This window comes from Kitasatospora griseola (assembly GCF_014648555.1).
GTDB classification, from domain to species: Bacteria; Actinomycetota; Actinomycetes; order Streptomycetales; family Streptomycetaceae; genus Kitasatospora; species Kitasatospora griseola.
The window spans coordinates 146,901-165,613 of record NZ_BMRI01000002.1; the positions used below are offsets into that span (position 1 = coordinate 146,901).

Consider the following 18,713-nt stretch of genomic DNA (forward strand, 5'->3'; position numbering starts at 1 on the left):
GCCGCTGGAACCGTTCGAGAAGCCGAAGGCCTGGCGGCTGACCAGGTGCCTGACCTGCGGCTGCGAGGCGCACTACCGGTTCGAGTACACGCTGGACCGGAACAGGGCGGGCGAGACGGCCTGCCGGGCCTGCTACTGGCGCGAGTGGGCCCGCGAGTCGCGGCAGAACCAGGGCCCGTACGCGGACCTGACGCCCGTCCCGGTGGAGCAGGCGCGCGCCCACGCGGAGGAGCACGGCTACGACCACCTGGCGGCGCTGGCCGAACCGTCGCTCGCGGACGACCCGCACCACGTCCGCTGCCGGTACTGCGGGCGGCTCAGCGCCGAACGGCTGGGCGACATCGCCTTCGGCTGCCGGTGCCAGACCAACCCGAGCCGGGCCCGGCAGACGTCCAACGCCCCGGGCGAGAAGCAGCGGGACCTGCTCAAGGACTCGGGCCTGCCGGTCCTCGCCTGGTGGGACCACGAGGCCAACGACACCGCGCAGTGGGAGACCGTCACCCTCACCGCGCTCCGCGAGGTCGCCTGGCGCTGCCCCGACTGCGACCTGCGCTTCACCGCCCGGGTCAGCCACATGCTGCACAGCCGGCAGTGCCCGGCGTGCGAACCGAAGCACCGGGCCGAGCAGGACGCCGAGTTGGCCCGCCTGGCGGTGACGCCGGTCGCCGACGTCCCCGCGCTCCTCGACGCGTGGGCCGACGAGGCGGACCCGCGCTCGGTGTTCGTCGCCGGCGACCTCACGCTGCGCCGCTTCCGCTGCCCGCAGGGCCACCACCCGCGGGTGTCCCCGCTGCGGTACCTGCACTCGGGCTGCCCGTCCTGCCGGAGCCGGAGGACCACCGAGGCCCGGCAGCAGATCGAGGCCGTCGAGGCGGCCCCGTTCCGGCTGAGCCCGGAGATCGCCGGCCAGTGGCATCCGAGCCTCAACGGCCGCACCAGCCTGGCCAAGATCTCGCCCAGGTCGCGCCGCACCGTGTGGTGGCAGGACCCGAACTGCGGCCACGAGTGGCAGGAGACGCCCGAACAGCGTGACAAGGGGCAGCGGCTGCGCTGCCCGGTCTGCCGCACCATCCTCGACTCGCTGGCCTTCCACTTCCCGGACCTCGCCGCCGAGTGGTCCCCCGCCAACCCGCTATCGGCCTGGCAGGTGCGCCCGACGGCGCTGACCGCGTTCGTCCCCACCTGGACCTGCTCCGACGGGCACACCTGGCACGCGCCCCTGGCCTCCCGGGCGAACGGCAGCGGCTGCCCCGAGTGCCAGGAACACGGCAAGTCACAGGTCGAACTGGCCCACCACGCGGCCGCCCAGCACATCTTCGGCGACGCCGCGTCCGGCCGGACCGTACGCCACGACGCGTTCGCCCGACGCAACACCTGGTCCGTCGACATCACCGTCCCGCTCCCCGACGGCCGCACGCTCGCCATCGAGTACGACGGCTCCTACTGGCACGCCGACAAGACCACCCTCGACACCGAGAAGTCCCTCGACCTCCTCGCCGCCGGCCACCTGGTCGCCCGCCTCCGCGAACACCCCCTCCCGCCCCTGCCCGTCACCCACCCCGACTACACCGAGTTCACCGTCCACTCGACCGCCCCACGCCCCGACGAGGTCATAGAGCGGGTGAAGAACTGGGCAACCACCGACCGGAGTTGACCCACCCCTGACCGAACGACGCATCAGCTCGGGCGGCCACCCGATGCTCGGCCGTGACGCCGCCACCCTGCGGCCCGGCCGGCTACCCGGCGGTCCACTCCTTCGGGCCTCCCCACCAGACACCGCCCAAGGAGTAGACCCGGTTCCACTCCTCGGACGGGGCTCCGTCCGGCACCGGCAGCAGCAGGGCTTCCGCAGCCTTGCCGGCCGACTTGGCCTGTTCCCCCGTCAAGTAGCGGCAGTGCCACAGCAGCGACGCCGTCTCGTCCGCCTGCGGCTCCACCTGGAACGGCCGGTCCGGGAGCGGCAGGCCGGCCATCGCCAGCACGTCCCCGGGCGCGAGGCCGAGGACGACGCCGATGCCCGCCGCGGTCTCCGGCGTGAGCGCCGACCCGCGCCCGATGGCGGGGACCGTGGCCAGGGAGAGCCCCACGCAGGTGAGCCCTTGCAGGGCCCAGGCGGTGTCATGGGCCCGCAGGTTCCGGCCCCACCACAGCAGGTTGACCAGCACGGCCCCGAAACCGCTCACCCGGGCGTCGAAGTGCTGCGCCGGCCCGGGCGGCTCTCCCCACGGCTCGCGCGGAAGCCGGTCGACCAGATCGAGGACGCGGGCCGTCCGGTCCGGTGACAGCACCCGGGAGGCCGCGATCAGCGGGGACCTCATGCCTCCCGACCGCCGGTACGCGAGCACCTCCGGCACCACGAGTCCGGCCATCACGTGCAGGTCGGCGGCGTGGAACCCGAGTGCCGGGGCCAGCAGGTCGAGCTGGGCGACCGTCGGCAGCGTCCCGGCGAGGACGGCCCGGAGCTCCGGTTCCGGGACGCCGGACGCCGCGGCGAGTTCGTTCGGCCGGGTCCCCCGGTGGTCCAACAGCCGGGTCAGGTATCCGCCGAAGGGCGAGGCGTCCGACATGGCGGAACCCTCCCACGGCCGTGCGCGACGGTCCACGCCCGTGCCCGGCCGGGCTTCGGCGGCGGAGGTCGTTGCGCGTACGCCCGTACAATGCGACACCGAACTGTCGCGGGCCCGGCCCGCGGTGTGTGGTGACGATACGGACGGAGGGAGCACCCGTGCCCAGCCAGCGGTCCATCAACGAAGCGGAGCGGCTCGTCGGGGCGAAGCTCGGCGGCACGCCCGTGCGGGCGGAGCGGATGGCGGCGGTGGCCAACATCTACCGGGCGGCGTCCGCGGTGCGGCAGCATCTGGAGAACTCGGTGCTGCGCGGCTCGGACCTGACGTGGACCGCGTTCGTGGTGCTCTGGGTGGTGTGGGTGTGGGGCGAGTCGGAGACGCGGCGGGTCGCCGAGGAGGCCGGGATCTCCAAGGGCACGTTGACGGGGGTGTCGCGCACGCTGGAGTCGCGCGGGTTGCTGCGGCGGGTCGACCATCCGACGGACGGGCGGCTGGTGCTGCTGGAGCTCACCCCGGAGGGGGAGGAGTTCATGCAGCGGGTGTTTCCGGCGTTCAACGAGGAGGAGTCGTTCGTCACCGCGCAGTTGAGCGACGCCGAGTGCGAGAGCCTGGCCGACGGGCTGCGCCGGGTGGTGCTCCAGGTCGAGGAGCACGGCGAGGACCGGCGCCGGTCGCTGTTGAACGGCGAGGAGCCGGCCCCGCGGCGCAGCGGCCGGCGGCCCCGCGGCTGACGGTCAGTCGGTTCCGGCGGCCGCCCGCACCAGGCCGTCGAAGATCGACTGCTGCACCGGGTCGTGCTGCGCGGTGTCCTCGGGGTGCCACTGCACGGCCACCAACCACCCGTCGTGGTCGGCGAGTTCGAGCGCCTCGACGGTCCCGTCGGCGGCCCGGGCGGTGACGGTCAGCCCCTCCCCCGGCCGGTCGACGTGCTGGTGGTGGTAGCAGGACGCCTCCGTCACGGCCGCGCCGCCGGTGGTCTTCGCGAGCGCGGAGCCGGGGGTGAGCGCGACGGGGTGGCGCAGGTGGCGGTGCTCGTGCCCGGGGCCGCCCATGTCCTGGTGCAGCGTCCCGCCCAGCACCGTGTTGACGACCTGGAGGCCCCGGCAGATCGCCAGGGTCGGCACCCGGCCGTCGATCGCGGCCCGGGCGAGCTCCAGGTCGAAGGCGTCCTGCTCGTCGTCCACGTCGTACACCGCCTCGTGCACGTCGGCCGAGCCGTAGCGGTGCGGTGCGAGGTCCCCGCCGCCGGGCAGCAGCAGCCCGTCGAACCGCGCCAGCCGCTCCCGCACCTCCCCCGGGTCGGCGACGCCCCCGGGCGCGTGCGGGTGCAGCGCGACGGGCTCGCCGCCGGCCCGCCAGACGGCCTCGATCAGGGTGCGGGCGTTGACCTCGGCGGCGTACCGCAGCGCGGAGGTGGACGCGGCGAAACGGGCGGGGACGGCAATCAGCGGGCGGTGGCTCACAGTTGAATCCAAGTGGTCTTGAGTTCGGTGTACTTCTCCAGCGCGTGCGCGGACTTGTCGCGTCCGTTGCCGGACTGCTTCATGCCGCCGAAGGGCACCGAGAGGTCGCCCTCCTCGTAGCAGTTGACCCAGACCGTACCGGCTCTGAGGGTGCGGGAGACCAGGTGGGCGGTGGAGAGGTCGGAGGTCCACAGGCCGGCGGCGAGGCCGTACTCGGTGGCGTTGGCGAGGGCGACCGCTTCGTCGAGGTCGTCGAAGGCCTGGACGGCGAGGACGGGGCCGAAGACCTCCTCGCGGGCCAGGCGGCTGTCGGGGGCGACCTGGTCGAAGACGGTCGGTTCGAGGTACGAGCCGCCGGTGTCGACTCCGAACCGGGCGCCGCCGGTGCGCAGGCGGGCGCCCTCGGCGAGGGCGGTGCCGACGTGGCCGAGGACGCGGCCCAGGTGGCTCTCGCCGACCAGGGCGCCCATCTCGGTGGCGGGGTCGAGCGGGTCGCCGATCCGCAGAGCGCGGGCGCGGGCCACCACGGCCTCGGTGACCTGTTCGGCGATCGAGCGGTGCACCAGCAGCCGGGAGGGCGCGGTGCACATCTCGCCCTGGTTGAAGAAGATGCCCCAGGCGGCGGTGGCCGCGGCCCGGTCCAGGTCGGGGGCGTCGGGGAGGATGATGTTGGGCGACTTGCCGCCGAGCTCCAGCCAGACCCGCTTGAGGTTGGAGTCGGCGGCGTAGTGCAGGAATTGACGGCCGACGGCGGTGGAGCCGGTGAACGCGAGGACGTCCACGTCGGGGTGCAGGCCGAGGGCCCGGCCGGCCACCGGGCCGTCGCCGGCGACGATGTTGAGCACGCCGGGCGGCAGTCCGGCCTCCAGGCCGATCCGGCCGAGCCGCAGCGCGGACAGCGGCGAGTGCTCCGAGGGCTTGAGCACCACCGTGCAGCCGGCGGCCAGCGCGGGCGCGATCTTCCAACCGGCCAGGGTGAGCGGGAAGTTCCAGGGGACGACCGCGCCGACGACGCCGGCGGGCTCGCGGGTGACCAGGGCGAGCGCGTCGGGCGCGGTGTGCGGGGCTTCGTCGGTGAGTTTGTCGGCGAGGCCGCCGTACCAGCGGAAGGTGTTGATGACGGCGCGCAGTTCGATGTCGTGCGCGTCGGTGACGGGCTTGCCCATCTCCAGGCTGACGGTGAGCGCGAGTTCGGCCCGGTGCTGCTCCAGCAGGTCGGCGAAGCGCAGCAGCACCCTGCCGCGTTCGGCGGGGGCGAGCCGCGGCCAGGGGCCGTGGTCGAAGGCCCGGCGGGCGGCGGCGACGGCCGCGTCGACCTCGGCGGCCCCGGCGTCGGCGACCTCGGCCAGCACTCGGCCGTCCCGGGGCGACACCACGGCGAACGCCGCGCCGCCGCCGGCCTCGTCGGCGCCGTCGATCAGGTGCGTGGTGACGGGGCGCAGCGTCTCGGCCCGGTGCAGCCAGTCCTCGTGGGTCATGCGGTCCTCCAGGAAGGGTGGGCGCGCGCCCGACGGCCGGGCGCGCGCCCCACGGTGAGTCAGGTGTGCGAACGCCGTTGCCGGATCCGCTGGTTGACCACTCCGGCCGCCAGCACCACGGGCACCGACAGGACCAGCCACAGGGCGGTGCCGAGCTGTCCGCCGATCAGAGTGGTGAAGTTGGCGAGGATCAGCCAGATGGCGCCGGCGATGCCGAGTGCGCCCAGCACGGGGGCGATCACGGTGTTCCACGGCCGGGTGTCGACCCGGTTTCGGCGGAAGAACACCACCACGGAGACCGAGGTCAGCAGGTAGAGCAGCATCATGGCGAGGACGGCGAGGCCGCTGAACCAGGAGAACAGGGTCAGCACCGGGTCCTGCCCGGCGATCGCGAACGGCGCGATCAGCAGCACGGCGATGACGGTCTGCACCCTGCCTGCCGCGGCGGGGGCGTGCCGGACGTTCAACCGGGCCAGCGAGGACGGGAGTTGGCCGTCCCGGCCGAGGCAGAACAGGTAGCGGGCGGCGGAGTTGTGGAAGGTGAGGACGCCGGCGAACAGCGAGGTGGCCAGCAGGACCGGCAGGACGCTGTTGACCCAGCCGCCGAACAGGTCGGCGATGGGGGCGAACACGAATCCGGCGGAGTCGCCGGCGGCCAGCGCCGCGTTGGCGGCCCCGGGGGCCTTGGACGCGCCGTGCGCGGAGATCAGCGACCAGGAGGTGAGGGCGAAGAATCCGGTGACCACCAGCACCGAGAGGTAGGTGGCGCGCGGCACGGTCTTCTTCGGCTCGCGGGCCTCCTCGCCGTAGATGGCGGTGGCCTCGAAGCCGAACATGGACGCCAGGGCGAACATCACGGCGATGCCGGGCGCGCCCTGCAGGGCGGCGGACGGGGAGAAGCTCTCGGCCACGCCGAGGCCCTCGGGGCCGCCGCCCTTGAACAGCGTGACCAGGCCGAAGACCAGCAGGATGCTGAACTCGGCGAGCACGAAGGCGGCGAGCACCTTGGCGCCCATCTCGATGCCGGCGGCGCCGAGCGCCTGCACCACGGCCATGGTGACCAAGGTGTAGACCCACCAGGGCAGGTCGAGCGAGGTGTGGTCGGCGACCAACGAGGAGACGATGGAGCCGTACAGGCCGTACATGCCGGCCTGGATGGCGCAGTAGGCGAACAGCGCGACGCTCGCGCCGCCCGCCCCGGCGGACCGGCCGAGGCCTGTGCCGATGTAGGTGTAGAAGGCGCCCGCGTCGACGACGTGCCGTCCCATCGCGATGAAGCCGACGGAGAACAACAGGATGACGACGCCGGCCACCACGTAGGCGGCGGGGGTGCCGGCGCCGTTGCCGATGGCGACCGAGATGGGGGCGGCGCCGGCGATGCCGGTCAGCGGGGCCTGGCCGGACAGGACGAAGAAGAGGATGCCCAGGACGCCGAGGGCGTTGGGCTTGAGGGTGGCACTGGTGGGGGCGTGCCGCACGGTCCGTTCACGGGAAGCCGTCTGACTGTCCACACGGATCACCTGCCAGATCGAAGTGGGGGGAATCGTTTCAGGTCAAACGAGTTGCCTCATCGTGGAGGCAGGCAGTCCGTTTGGCAAGGGTTTCGCACCGCTCGCGCGGTAACAGTTCGAAGCGGGCCGCGCAGGTCAGCGCTCGTCCGGCTCCGAGTCCGCGCGGGACGCCAAACCCTCCAGCAGGCCGCGGAGTTCGGCCAGCGCGCCCTCGGTGGCCGCCCGTTCGCCGAACACCAGCTGGTGCAGCACCAGGCCCTCCAGCGCGGCGAACACCAGCCGGGACAGGCCGGGGCTCACCGGGCCGGGCAGAATCCGGTCCAGCTCGCGCCGGCTGGCCTCGAAGTACTCCTCGTACAGCCCGCGCAGGTGCGCCAGCAGTTCCGGCCGGCGGCGCGCCTCCAGCAGCAACTCGTACTGGAACACCTGCAGTTCGGGCCCGGCCTCGACCATGTCGGCCAGGCCCGCCGCGAACTCGGCCGGGCCCCCCGTGCCGGCCTCCAGCGCGCTGCTGCTCAGCGAGGAGCGGATGGCGTGCGCCACCGCCTCCTCGATCAGCGCGTCCCGCGAACCGAAGTGGTGCACCACCAGGCCGTGGGTGACCCCGGCCTCCTCCGCGACGGCCCGGTAGGTGAGGTTGCGCAGCCCGCCCCGGGCCACCACCCGCACCGCCGCCTCCAGCAGCGCGGTGCGGCCCGTCCCGTAGTTGGTGACGCGCTTGCGGGTGGGGGGCTTCGGGTCGTTCATGGCCGCGACCCTACCGGGAGGCACCGGTTCAGCGCTTCGGCGGCCGGATGCCGCGGAACTCCCAGTCCCCGCCGAGCGCGGTGGACAGCACTTCCTCCGACTCGGTGGGCTGCGCGCCCACGTCGGTGCGGATCGCCGTCGGGCCGGTGACGATGTGGTTGGTGAGCCGGCCGAGGCCCTCGACCTCCACCTCGACGACGTCGCCCGGCTGCACCGGACGGGAGTTCGCGGGCGTGCCGGAGAGCAGCACGTCGCCGGGGTACAGCGTGATGGTGCGGGCGATGTCGGCGACCAGGTAGTGCATGTCCCAGGTCATCTCGCCGGTGGAGCCGTCCTGGACCACCTCGCCGTTGACGTAGGTGCGCAGCTTCTTCCCCCGGAAGTCCCAGTCGGTGACCAGGCCGGGGCCGAGCGGGCACAGCGTGTCGGCGCCCTTGACCCGGAGCATCGAGCCGGCGTCGGTGTCCCGGAAGTCGTGCAGGCCGTAGTCGTTGGCGACGGTGTAGCCGGCGATGTGGTCGCCCGCCTCCTCGGGGGAGATGTTGCGCGCGGTCCTCCCGATGACGATCGCCACCTCGCCCTCGTAGTTGAGCCACTTGCAGCCCTCGGGGCGGACGATCGCGCCGCCGTGCGAGTTCAGCGAGGAGGTCGGCTTGTGGAAGTAGGTGGGGGTGTCGGGCAGGCCGATCCGGAACTCCTCCACCCGGCTGCGGTGGTTGAGGTGGACGGCGATCACCTTGGACGGCACCACGGGCGGCAGGTGGTGGGCGTCGGCGACGGCGACCCGGCGGCCGTCACCGGCGACCAGTTCCTCGCCGTCGCGGACGGTCTCGACGACGGCGCCGTCGAGCAGGATGCGGCGGTACTCGGGCATGGCGGGGGCCTTTCTCAGGTGAGGCGGTGGGGGTGGCGGGGTGCGTCCTCGGGCAGTCCGGCGCCGGTCCAGCCGTCGTCCGGGCGGTCGAACCAGAGGTGGACCTGGCCGGTGCCGATGGAGTTCTCGTACTCGCCGTACTGGCGGGCCCTGGCGGTGCACTCCCGCTCGCCGAGCGCGCCGGCCATCATCAGGTAGTGGGCGAACCGGGCCTCGGGCTTGTACTTCCCGAACTCGTCCATGGTGTCCAGGACCTGGTCGTGGCGGCCGTCCTTGAACCACTCGATCCGCTGCTCGTCGGCGGCCCGCGCCTCGGGCGTGAAGATGTGCGACGGGTCGCTGGACTCGTGCCCCCGCAGCTCGCGCAGCGGCCAGAAGGTGTGCGACAGCGCGCCGGAGGCGATCAGCAGCACCCGGCGGCCCGGGGTGGCGGCGATGCCGTCGGCCAGCGCGCGGCCGAGCCGCAGGTGGTCCTCCGCGTCGCCGGTCTGGCAGACGCCGATGGTCACCCAGCGCTTGTCGGGCAGGCCCTCGCCGAGGTACTTCCACAGGTTGACGGTGGCGTAGAAGATCGGCAGGTACGGGTCGTCGATCGGGGTGATCCAGGTGCCGTGCCTGTCGGCGAACGACGCGATGTTGTGGGCGAGTTCGGGGTCGCCGGGGAAGTCGTAGGGCATCCGGCACATGCCGCGCGGCAGTTCCTCGGAGGTGAACAGCCCGGCCCGGCGCTGCTGCGCGGTGACCACGAACTCGACAGTGGTCGCCCAGTGCGAGTCCAGCACCACCACGGTGTCGTAGTCGTCCCGCCCGAACACCTCCTCGCGCAGCTGTCGGAGGCCGGTGACGAGGGTGATCTCCCGGCCCTCGTTCAGCTCCCGCCGGATCTCCTCGGGAAGCACCACGGTGGGGACGTGGGCGAGCAGGCCCGCCCCGACGATCTCACCCATTCTCCTGCCATCCCTTCGGCGCGGTGACGGTGTTCTTGACGTCGCAGTAGAAGTCGAAGCTCCAGGTGCCGCCCTCGCGGCCGACGCCCGAGTGCCGGGAGCCGCCGAACGGGGCCTGGAGGTCGCGGACGAAGAAGCAGTTGACCCAGACGGTGCCCGCGACCAGCTGCCCGGTGACGCGGTCGGCGCGCTCGCGCGAGCCGGTGGCGAGGGTGGCGGCCAGGCCGAACCGGGTGTCGTTGGCGAGGCGGACGGCCTCGGCCTCGTCGCGGAAGGTCTGCAGCGTCAGGACGGGGCCGAAGACCTCCTCCTGGACGATCTCCGAGTCCTGCGCGACGTCGGTGAGCAGCGTCGGCGCGTAGAACTGGCCGGCCAGGCGCTCGCCGCCGATGACGGCGCGGGCTCCGGCGCCGATCGCACGCTGCACGAAGCCGTCGATCTTCTCCAGCTGGCGCTCGTGGATGTTCGGGCCGAGGTCGGTCGGCAGCTCGCGCGGGTCGCCCTGCTTCAGCTGCCCGGCCCTCTCGACGAAACGGCGGGTGAACTCCTCGGCGACGGACTCCTCGACCAGCAGCCGGGTGGCGGCCAGGCAGACCTGCCCGGCGTTGTCGTACTGCTCGACGGCGAGCTCGACGGCGAGGTCGAGGTCGGCGTCGGCGAAGACCAACAGCGGGGACTTGCCGCCGAGTTCGAGGCTGAGCGGGGTGAGGTTGGCGGCAGCGGACGCGGCGATGTGCTTGGCGGTGGGGACGGAGCCGGTGAAGCTGATCCGGCGCACGTCGGGGTGCGAGGTCAGCGCGTCGCCGATCTCCGGGCCGAGGCCCTGCACCACGTTGAGGACGCCGGCCGGCAGCCCGGCCTCGGCGGCGATGTCGGCGAGCAGCGAGGCCGTCATCGGCGTCCACTCGGCGGGCTTGAGGACGACCGTGTTGCCGGCCGCCAGCGCCGGGGCGATCTTCCAGGTGGCCAGCATCAGCGGGGCGTTCCACGGCGTGATCAGCACGCACGGGCCGGCCGGGTCCCAGCTGACGTGGTTGGTGTGGCCGCGGGTGTCGAAGTCCTCGTGGTCGAGGGTCAGCAGCCAGTCGGCGAAGAACCGGAAGTTGTGCGCGACCCGGGGCATGACGCCGCGCCGGTGCGAGCGCAGCAGGGCGCCGTTGTCGGCGGTCTCCACGACGGCCAGGTCCTCCAGCCGCCGCTCGACGCCGTCGGCGACGGCGTGCAGCAGCCGGGCCCGCTCGGCGCGCGGGGTGGCGGCCCAACCGGGGAAGGCGGCCTTGGCGGCGGCGACGGCGGCGTGCGCCTCCGTCGCGGTGCCGCGGGCGATCTCGCCGAGCACGCCGCCGTCGATCGGCGAGTGGTCGGTGAAGGTCGCGGCGGAGGCGACGCGTTCGCCGCCGATCCAGTGCCGGGTGTCGACGGCGACCCCGGCGACGGTGGTGAGGTGTCCGCTCATTGCGTCAATTTCCTTGCTGGGCACGGGCATTCACTGACCGACGGTGGTGGTGTTGGAGGCGAGCAGTCGGCCGCCGTCCCAGACCACGCCGACCTGCCGGTAGTAGGCGGCGATGGGTTCGCGGATCTCCAGCCGGGCGAGCTCCTCGGTGGGCGACTCGAACAGCTCCAGGTCGAAGTCGCCGACCCAGGCCGGTCCGGCCTCGAAGGAGGCGGCGCCGGAGGAGACCAGCTCGTCCAGGGCGAGGCCCCGGCCCTTCTCGATCGACGGCAGCCAGCGGTGGTGCGCCATCGGGTGGCCGTTGACGAACCCGTTGGTCGTGGACGGCTCGCGCAGCGTGACGACGGCCTGGGCGAGGCGCCGGTCGGCGGCGGCGAGGGTGGCGCCGAACCGGGCGCCGGCCTCGATCCGCGGCGCGGGGCCGTAGACGTGCGGGCGGGTCTGGTGGATCGAGCCGAGCTTCTTCGGGTAGCCCTGGTGCAGGCCGCGGGCGATCGCGAAGTCCTTGTCGACCCAGATGTACACGCAGCGCGAGTACGTCTGCCCCTGGAACTTGCAGCGGACCACGGCGAACGCCTCCTTGTACTGGGAGAGCACCGGGTCGAGCAGTTCCTGCCCGGAGGCGGAGCAGGACTGCCAGTCGGCCCAGATCAGCGCGACGGCGCCGGGGTCCTCGTCGGCGAGCTCCAGCGGCTCGGGCAGCAGTTCGCGCACCCGCTCCGGGTCGGTGCGGTACTCGACGGTGAGCAGGTCGCCGGAGTAGTGCCACGGCGGCGAGGGGATCAGCGACGAGGAGCCCGTCGCGGTCTTGGGGTGGAAGTACCCACGGACACTGGCCACTTGGATTCCTTACGCGGTGGGGGCGGGCTGCCGGAGCAGCTCGGCGCGGTAGCGGGCGGCGGCGGCCGCGGCCTGCTGGCCGCCGAGGGCGACGACGCCGATCAGGCGGTCGCGGTGGTGGTAGCCGACCAGGACGTCCCCGTCGGGGTCGCCGTCCAGGACGCGCACGTCCTCGCGGCCGAGGGCGGGGGCGCCGAAGGACTGGAGGCGGAAGTCGTGCTGGTCGCTCCAGAAGGTCGGCAGCGGCGCGAACGGGTCGAGGCCGTGCTGGGTGCCGGCGAGGTGGGCGACCAGCACCCTGGCGGCGTGCTTGGCGGTGTCGGTGGGGATCGACCAGTGCTCGACGCGGCGGGGCACGCCGTCGTAGCGGGCGTTGGGGAAGCGGGCGACGTCGCCGACGGCGACCACCTCGGGCCGGCCGCCGACCCGCAGGTGCTCGTCGGTGAGGACGCCGTCGGCGAGGTCGAGTCCGTTGCCGTCGAGCCATTCGGTGTTGGCGATCGAGCCGACCGACTCCACCACCACGTCGGCGGGCAGCACCCGGCCGTCGGCGAGCGCCACGCCGGTGACGCGGCCCTCGCCCTCGAAGCCGGTGACGCCGCAGCCGAGCGCGAAGCGGACGCCGCGCTGTTCGTGACGGCGCTTCAGCGCGCCACCGAGCAGTTCGCCGAGCGGTCCGGCCATCGGCAGCGGCAGCGGGTCGACCACGGTGACCTCGGCGGCGCCGAGGGCCATGGCGGTGGCGGCGACCTCGCAGCCGATGAAGCCGGCACCGACCACCACCACCCGCACGCCGGGTGCGGTCAGTGCTTCGCGCAGCGCCTGGGCGTCGTCCAGGGTGCGGACGGTGTGCCGTCCGGCGGTGGGGCCGGGGCAGCGCAGGCGGCGCGGGCGCATGCCGGTGGCGGCGACCAGTGCGGTGTACGACAGGCTCCCGCCGTCGGAGAGCTCGACGGCCTGCCGCGCGAGGTCGGCGCGGACCACCGAGGTCCCGAGCCGCCACTCGACGTCGGCGACGGCGGCCCGGGGGCGGAAGGCGAGCGAGTCGAACCCGGCCTTGCCGGCCAGGACCTCCTTGGACAGCGGGGGCCGGTTGTACGGCGCGTGGGGTTCGTCGCCGACGAGGGTGATCGGGCCGGTCCAGCCGGCGGCGCGCAGCTGTTCGGCGGTGCGCAGGCCGGCCATGGAGGCGCCGGCGACCACGACGGGTGCGGTGCTCACCGGGTCAGCCTTCGATCCGGATGGCCTGCAGCGGGCACACGTCGGCGGCCTCCTCGACGTCGGCGCGCAGGGCCTCGTCGGGGTCGGCGACGTACGCGAGCCGGCCGGTTTCGTCGAAGGAGAAGACGTCGGGGGCGGCGAAGACGCACTGGCCGTGGTCCTGGCACTTGTTCATGTCGACGACGACCTGCATGGCCGGTCCTCCTGGGGGTGGGTGGGGCTGAGGGGGCGCCGGGAAAGTCATTTGGCGTCAAACAACATAGGAACCGGTCGACCCCGGGTCAATAGCTATACGGATGGATAAATTTCTGCGTCGGACCCCTTGCGGGGCGGTGACCTGCGTCTCTACGGTTGGCCACCAACAGCGAGCGGTTCCTGCGCCTCCCCCGCAGTCCCGACGCCGCCGCACCCCCTCCCCCCAGGGCCGCGAACTCCGGTGTCTCTCGATCGGTACAGCCCAGCGCCGCGAGCAGCCGCACCCCCGCGCCCCGGGCGGCGCCCCACACTTCCCCACAGGAGACACCGGTGAGCGCATCCGACACCCCGCCCGTCCGCCAGCACATGGAGCGGCTGGCCGCCCAGGGCATCGACGTGGTCCGGGTGACCTATCCCGACCTGATCGGCACCGAACGGGCCCGGGACGTGCTGCTGGACCACCTGCCCTCGGCCTGCGACCACGGCCTCGCGTTCTGCCGCGCCGTCTACCACACCAGCCCGCAGGGCGACGTCGTCCCCGTCCCCGGCGGCCTGGACGCGGGCCTGCCCGACATCTGCGTCCGCCCCGACCTCGACACCCTCACCCCGCTGCCCTGGGAGCCCGGCGTCGCCTCCTGCCTCGGCGACGTCACCGACCCGGCCACCGGACGCCCCGCCCCCGAGTCACCCCGCGACCTGCTGCGCGCCGTCGTCGACCGGGCCCGCGAGTACGGGCTGCACCCGGTCGTCGGACCGGAGCTCGAGTACTTCCTGTGCGACCCGGCCCCCGACACCGCCCGCGGCTGGCGCCGCTACAGCGACGCCGCCGGCGTCGTCTACACCGCGGGCCTGCGCGCCGACGGCGACAACCACCTGCTGCGCACCCTGCGCCAACTGCGCGAGCTGAACATCGGCGTCACCAGCGGCAACCACGAGTTCGACGGCTCGCAGTTCGAGATCAACCTGACCCACTCGGACGCCATGTCGGCCGCCGACCGGGCCTTCCGCTTCAAGGCCGCCGTCAAGGAACTGGCCCGCCAGGAAGGCCGGTTGGCCACCTTCATGGCCAAGCCGTTCATGGGCGCCGGCGGCTCCGGCTTCCACCTGCACCTGTCCTGCACCGACGACGAGGGCGGCAACCTGTTCGACGACCCGTCCGCGCCGTACGGCCTGAGCACCACCGCCCGGCACGCGGTGGCCGGCATCCTCGCCCACGCCCCCGCGCTCGCCGCGCTGTCCAACCCGACGGTCAACTCCTACAAGCGCTTCGGCCCCGACACCCTCGCCCCCTGGCTGATCGACTGGGGCCTGGACAACCGCAGCGCCATGGTCCGCATCCCGCCGGAGCGCGGCGCCGGCTCCCGCTTCGAACTGCGCCTCGGGGACGCCAGCGCCAACCCCTACCTGCTGATCGCCGGCACCGTCGCGGCGGCGCTGCTCGGCGTGGTGGCCGGCGACGAGCCGCCCGCCCCGCTGGAGGGCTACGGCTACGACCCCGCCAAGTCCCCGGTGCTGCCGCAGTCGCTGCCCGACGCGCTCGACGCGCTGGAGGCCGACACCGCGCTGACCGAGCTGCTCGGCAAGGACTTCACCACCGCCTACCTCTCGTACAAGCGCGACGAGGTCGCCCGCTTCCATCGGCACGTCACCGACTGGGAGTTCACCGAGTACGCCTACCACCTGTAAGCCGAGGAGCGAACCCATGACCACCGCACCCGACCGGTCCGCCGCGTCCGAGCCGATGCCGCTGGACCAGGTGAACCTGGCCGATCTCGACAACTTCACCGACGGCGTCACCCCGTGGCGGATGTTCCACACCCTGCGCCACCAGGACCCGGTGCACTGGCAGGCGGAGGAGGCGCCCAACTCCGGCTTCTGGGCGCTCACCAAGCACGCCGACATCGCCCGCGTCGACCGCGACGCCGAGACCTTCACCTCCGCCCGGTTCGTCAACCTGGAGGAGGTCGACGACGACCAGATCAAGAAGCGCGCCTCCATCCTGGAGCTCGACGGCGTCCGCCACCGCGCCCTGCGCAGCCTGCTGCAGCGCCAGTTCGGCGCGAGCGTGATCAACAGCTACGCCGACTTCCTGCGCGGCCTGACCGCCACCACGCTGGACGCCGCGCTCGCCAAGGGCACCTTCGACTTCGTCAAGGAGGTCTCCGCCGACTTCCCGATCAACGTCCTGGCCCGGCTGCTGGACGTCCCGCCGGAGGACAACCAGCAGCTCATCGACTGGGGCAACCGGATCATCGGCAACACCGACCCCGACTACGCCGACGTCCTGCTGCACTCCGCGGAGAGCGAGAAGTACCGCGACCTGCCGTTCCGCTCCCCCGCCTCGCTGGAGGTGTTCGCCTACGGCCGCGAACTCGCCGCGCAGCGCCGCGGCGGAGCGGGCACCGACCTGATCTCCCGGCTGGTCAACGAGACCCCGAAGGACGGCGTGCCGCTGTCCGCGCAGGACTTCGACAACTACTTCCTGCTGCTGGTGGTGGCCGGCAACGAGACCACCCGCCACACCATCAGCCACTCCATGCTGGCCCTGCTCCAGCACCCCGAGCAGCTCGCCCGCCTCCAGCAGGACCCCTCGCTGATCCCCGCCGCGGTCGAGGAGTTCCTGCGCTGGTCCTCCCCCGTCTACCACTTCCGCCGCACCGCCACCCGCGACGTCGAGCTCGGCGGCAAGAACATCAAGGAGGGCGACAAGGTCGTCATGTGGTTCGCCTCCGGCAACCGCGACGAGGAGGTCTTCGGCAACCCCTACGACTTCGACGTCACCCGGCAGGACAACGACCACATCACCTTCGGCAAGGGCAGCCCTCACCTGTGCCTGGGCAACCTGCTCGCCCGCACCGAGATCCGCATCATGTTCGAGGAGCTCATCCCCCGCCTGGCCTCGATCGAGCTGGCCGGCGACGTCCCCCGGGTCCGCTCCAACTTCGTCAACGGCATCAAGAAGCTGCCCGTCTCGGTCACCCTCGCCTGAGACCGGCACCGCCAGGACCCCGCCGGCCGCAGCCGCCGGCGGGGTCGCTGCCGGGTCGCCCCGTCACACCTTGACGGTCGTCCACGTCCCCGGCTCGGCGCGGCGGTAGGCCTCGAAGAGCTGCAGGATGTGGAACGCCTGATCGAGCGACCCGAGTTCGGGGGTGGTGCCGTTCCGCACGCAGTCGCAGAAGTAGCCGATCTCGTCGACGTATCCCAGGTAGAAGAGGTTCTTGTTGTAGAGCTGCCCGTAGGAGTACTCGGGCTCCCAGTGCAGCGGCGCGCTCTCCGTCGGCACCAGGAACGACCCAGTGCGGCCGTACGCGCGGGCCGGCGTCGGACGATAGTAGGTGACCGAAGTCCCGTTCTCCACCACCACGTTGGCGTTGTCGCCGATCACCTCCACCCGGCTGGACGGGCTGCTCGGCGACTCCCCCGCCGTGAGGTGCAGCGTCCCGATCGCGCCCGACTCGAACCGCATCACGGTGACGCTGGCCCCGGTGCGCTCCTCCCACTCGTGGCTGATCCGGTCGAGCGGGCCCATCAGGTGGAGCAGCACGGCGGCCGGATGGAAGATGCAGTCCAGGAACCAGTTCATCGCCGCCAGGTCGGTGCGCCGTTCGTACGCCGGCATCGACAGCGGGTAGCGGACGGAGATCGACGAGGGCCCGCCGAACTCCGCCCCGGAGACGATCTCCTTCACCCGGGACATCACCGGCGAGAACACCGTCTTCATCCCGGTCACCACGGTGCGGCCGGCGCTGCGCGCCGCTGCCTGGAGCTGCTCGACCTCGGCGGTCGACGTCGCGGTGGGTTTCTCCATCCAGACGTGCGCCCCGGCCGCCAGGCAGTCCAGCGCCAGGTCGACGGCCTGGAGCCGCCCGTCCGGGTCGTACGCCGTCACGATGAACACCGCGGTCGGCCGCTCCCGCTCCAGCATCTCCCGGTGGTCGGTGTAGGTGTGGGCGGCGCCGAAGATCCGCGCGTACTTGGCGGCCCGGTCGCCGTCGAGGTCGCAGATCGCCCGCAGGTCGACCGGGGCGTACTGGAACGACGGGTAGATGTTCCGGTACGAGTGCCCGCCGGCGCCGATGAAGGCGCAGCGGATCGGGTCCTCGTACTCGAACTGGTAGCGGACCTGCCCGGTGGTGGTCATGGTGTCCTCCGCCTGTTCATCGGCCGGCCGCGGCGAGCACTTCGCGGGTGCTGGTCACGACGTGGTCGATCTCCTGGTCGGTGAGGTAGGGGTGGATCGGCAGCGAGATCACCTCGCCGGCGTGCTTCTTCGCCCGGCCGTCGCCGACCACCCGGTGCGGGTGCCGTGCCATGAACGGCAGTTCGTGCAGCGCGTACGGGTAGTGCACGAGCGTCTCGACGCCGGCGGCCTTCAGGGCGGCGGCCAGCTCGTCCCGGCGCGGGGTGCGCAGGACGTACTTGTGGAAGATGTTCTCGCGGAACGAGCCGTGCTCCGGCAGGCCGCACCCGAGGTCGCCGAAGGCTGCCGAGTAGGTCGAGGCGGTCGCCCGGCGCTGCTTCAACCACCGTTCCTCCTGGTCGAGTTTGACCGCGAGGACGGCGGCGGTCAGCGAGGACATCTGCGAGTTGTGCCCCAGCCGCACCACGGTGCCGGCGTGCGAGAAGCCCCAGCGGCGCAGCTGTTCGACGCTGTCGGCGACCGCCGGGTCGTCCGTCAGCACCACACCGCCCGTTCCCGGCGCGGGGATCACCTTCATCGCGTCGAAGCTGTGGCAACCGGCCAGCCCCAGCGTGCCGCTGCGTCGCCCGGACACCTCGGCGCCCAGCGACTGCGCCGCGTCCTCGACCAGCGCCAGGCCGTGCGCCCGGGCGAACTTCTCCACCGGGTCGGGCGCGGCCATCCGCCCGTACAGCTGCACCATCACCAGCGCCTTGGTGCGCGGCCCGACGGCCTCCTCGGCCAGGTCGAGGTCGATGGTGCCCTCGTCGGTCACGTCGACGAACACCGGGGTCGCGCCGGTCCGGACGATCGCGTGCAGCGTCGCGACGAACGAGATGTCGCCGACCAGCACCTCGTCGCCCTCGCCGATGCCGGCCGCCACCAGGGCGAAGTACACCGCGTCGGTGCCCGAGTTCACCACCCGGGCGTGGGCGCGGCCGGCGAGGTCCGCCAGGGTCTGTTCCAGGCGGTGCACGGATTCCCCGTTCATCACCTGACCCGAGCGGAAGACCTTTTCGATCGCCGTCATCATCTCCGGGCCGATGTCGTCGAATTCACGGTCGGCGCCGGTGAACGGCACATGCAGGAGCCTGCTCATGAGTCAGCCCTCCGTCCGAGGGGTTTTCGAGGGGGAGCACAGGCGCTCCGCGCGGGGGTGGACGCCGCGGTGCGGCAGCGTGGGCAGGATGCCGTCGAGGGCGGTGGCCGTCCGGTCGCTGACCCGGGCGTC

The 18,713-nt window shown here is 72.7% G+C and carries 17 protein-coding genes; 4 read left to right on the forward strand and 13 right to left on the reverse strand.

Translation table 11 applies throughout. The features are described from left to right. On the forward strand, positions 1 to 1,654 hold a 1,654-nt coding region (locus IEZ12_RS03185; protein ID WP_268250229.1), incomplete at its 5' end, for a zinc-ribbon domain-containing protein. 82 nt (positions 1,655 to 1,736) lie between these two features. Here IEZ12_RS03185 and IEZ12_RS03190 read toward each other — a convergent pair. Further along, entirely contained in the window at positions 1,737 to 2,567 is an 831-nt protein-coding gene (locus tag IEZ12_RS03190; protein WP_189270665.1) for a hypothetical protein, read from the reverse strand. A gap of 158 nt (positions 2,568 to 2,725) precedes the next feature. On the opposite strand from IEZ12_RS03190, the gene IEZ12_RS03195 reads away from it, so the two are divergent. Next, a complete protein-coding gene (locus IEZ12_RS03195; RefSeq protein WP_189270667.1) occupies positions 2,726 to 3,298 on the forward strand; it encodes a MarR family winged helix-turn-helix transcriptional regulator in 573 nt (190 codons plus the stop codon). A 3-nt stretch (positions 3,299 to 3,301) separates the two neighbouring features. Here the strand turns inward: IEZ12_RS03195 and IEZ12_RS03200 are convergent, their stop codons facing one another. The 10 genes from IEZ12_RS03200 to IEZ12_RS03245 all read right to left on the reverse strand — a co-directional run bounded on the left by IEZ12_RS03200 (position 3,302) and on the right by IEZ12_RS03245 (position 13,297). Next, positions 3,302 to 4,030, reverse strand: coding sequence for a gamma-glutamyl-gamma-aminobutyrate hydrolase family protein (locus IEZ12_RS03200; protein ID WP_189270669.1), 729 nt, complete (start codon positions 4,028 to 4,030; stop codon positions 3,302 to 3,304). Beyond that, positions 4,027 to 5,508 carry an aldehyde dehydrogenase gene (locus IEZ12_RS03205; RefSeq protein ID WP_229847191.1) on the reverse strand — a complete coding sequence of 494 codons (1,482 nt, stop codon included), beginning with the start codon at positions 5,506 to 5,508 and terminating at the stop codon, positions 4,027 to 4,029. The genes IEZ12_RS03200 and IEZ12_RS03205 overlap by 4 nt, the downstream gene beginning before the upstream one ends. A 59-nt stretch (positions 5,509 to 5,567) precedes the next feature. Further along, positions 5,568 to 7,019, reverse strand: coding sequence for an APC family permease (locus IEZ12_RS03210; RefSeq protein ID WP_189270670.1), 1,452 nt, complete (start codon positions 7,017 to 7,019; stop codon positions 5,568 to 5,570). Between the two features lie 135 nt (positions 7,020 to 7,154). Continuing rightward, positions 7,155 to 7,766, reverse strand: coding sequence for a TetR/AcrR family transcriptional regulator (locus IEZ12_RS03215; RefSeq protein WP_189270672.1), 612 nt, complete (start codon positions 7,764 to 7,766; stop codon positions 7,155 to 7,157). A 28-nt stretch (positions 7,767 to 7,794) separates the two neighbouring features. Beyond that, on the reverse strand, positions 7,795 to 8,640 hold the full coding sequence (locus tag IEZ12_RS03220) for a fumarylacetoacetate hydrolase family protein (protein WP_189270674.1): 846 nt from the start codon (positions 8,638 to 8,640) through the stop codon (positions 7,795 to 7,797). A gap of 14 nt (positions 8,641 to 8,654) precedes the next feature. Next, positions 8,655 to 9,587 carry a 3,4-dihydroxyphenylacetate 2,3-dioxygenase gene (locus tag IEZ12_RS03225; RefSeq protein ID WP_189270676.1) on the reverse strand — a complete coding sequence of 311 codons (933 nt, stop codon included), beginning with the start codon at positions 9,585 to 9,587 and terminating at the stop codon, positions 8,655 to 8,657. After that, entirely contained in the window at positions 9,580 to 11,043 is a 1,464-nt protein-coding gene (locus IEZ12_RS03230; protein ID WP_189270677.1) for an aldehyde dehydrogenase, read from the reverse strand. The genes IEZ12_RS03225 and IEZ12_RS03230 overlap by 8 nt, the downstream gene beginning before the upstream one ends. A 30-nt stretch (positions 11,044 to 11,073) precedes the next feature. Further along, positions 11,074 to 11,883 carry an acetoacetate decarboxylase family protein gene (locus IEZ12_RS03235; protein ID WP_189270679.1) on the reverse strand — a complete coding sequence of 270 codons (810 nt, stop codon included), beginning with the start codon at positions 11,881 to 11,883 and terminating at the stop codon, positions 11,074 to 11,076. A gap of 9 nt (positions 11,884 to 11,892) precedes the next feature. Beyond that, positions 11,893 to 13,104 carry an NAD(P)/FAD-dependent oxidoreductase gene (locus IEZ12_RS03240; RefSeq protein ID WP_268250230.1) on the reverse strand — a complete coding sequence of 404 codons (1,212 nt, stop codon included), beginning with the start codon at positions 13,102 to 13,104 and terminating at the stop codon, positions 11,893 to 11,895. Positions 13,105 to 13,108: 4 nt separating this feature from the next. Next, positions 13,109 to 13,297, reverse strand: coding sequence for a ferredoxin (locus IEZ12_RS03245; RefSeq protein ID WP_043910603.1), 189 nt, complete (start codon positions 13,295 to 13,297; stop codon positions 13,109 to 13,111). Positions 13,298 to 13,629: 332 nt separating this feature from the next. Between IEZ12_RS03245 and IEZ12_RS03250 the strand changes: the two genes are divergently transcribed. Then, positions 13,630 to 14,985 carry a glutamine synthetase family protein gene (locus IEZ12_RS03250; protein WP_189270681.1) on the forward strand — a complete coding sequence of 452 codons (1,356 nt, stop codon included), beginning with the start codon at positions 13,630 to 13,632 and terminating at the stop codon, positions 14,983 to 14,985. Positions 14,986 to 15,001: 16 nt separating this feature from the next. Beyond that, positions 15,002 to 16,288: a cytochrome P450 gene (locus IEZ12_RS03255; RefSeq protein WP_189270683.1), complete on the forward strand. Its 1,287-nt coding sequence runs from the start codon at positions 15,002 to 15,004 to the stop codon at positions 16,286 to 16,288. 63 nt (positions 16,289 to 16,351) lie between these two features. Here IEZ12_RS03255 and IEZ12_RS03260 read toward each other — a convergent pair whose 3' ends face one another. Both IEZ12_RS03260 and IEZ12_RS03265 read right to left on the reverse strand, forming a co-directional pair. Beyond that, positions 16,352 to 17,443, reverse strand: coding sequence for a Gfo/Idh/MocA family oxidoreductase (locus tag IEZ12_RS03260; protein WP_189270685.1), 1,092 nt, complete (start codon positions 17,441 to 17,443; stop codon positions 16,352 to 16,354). A gap of 16 nt (positions 17,444 to 17,459) precedes the next feature. Next, the gene (locus tag IEZ12_RS03265; RefSeq protein WP_189270686.1) at positions 17,460 to 18,581 is read right to left on the reverse strand and encodes a DegT/DnrJ/EryC1/StrS family aminotransferase; all 1,122 of its coding nucleotides are present in this window, start codon (positions 18,579 to 18,581) and stop codon (positions 17,460 to 17,462) included. Positions 18,582 to 18,713: the final 132 nt, after the last annotated feature.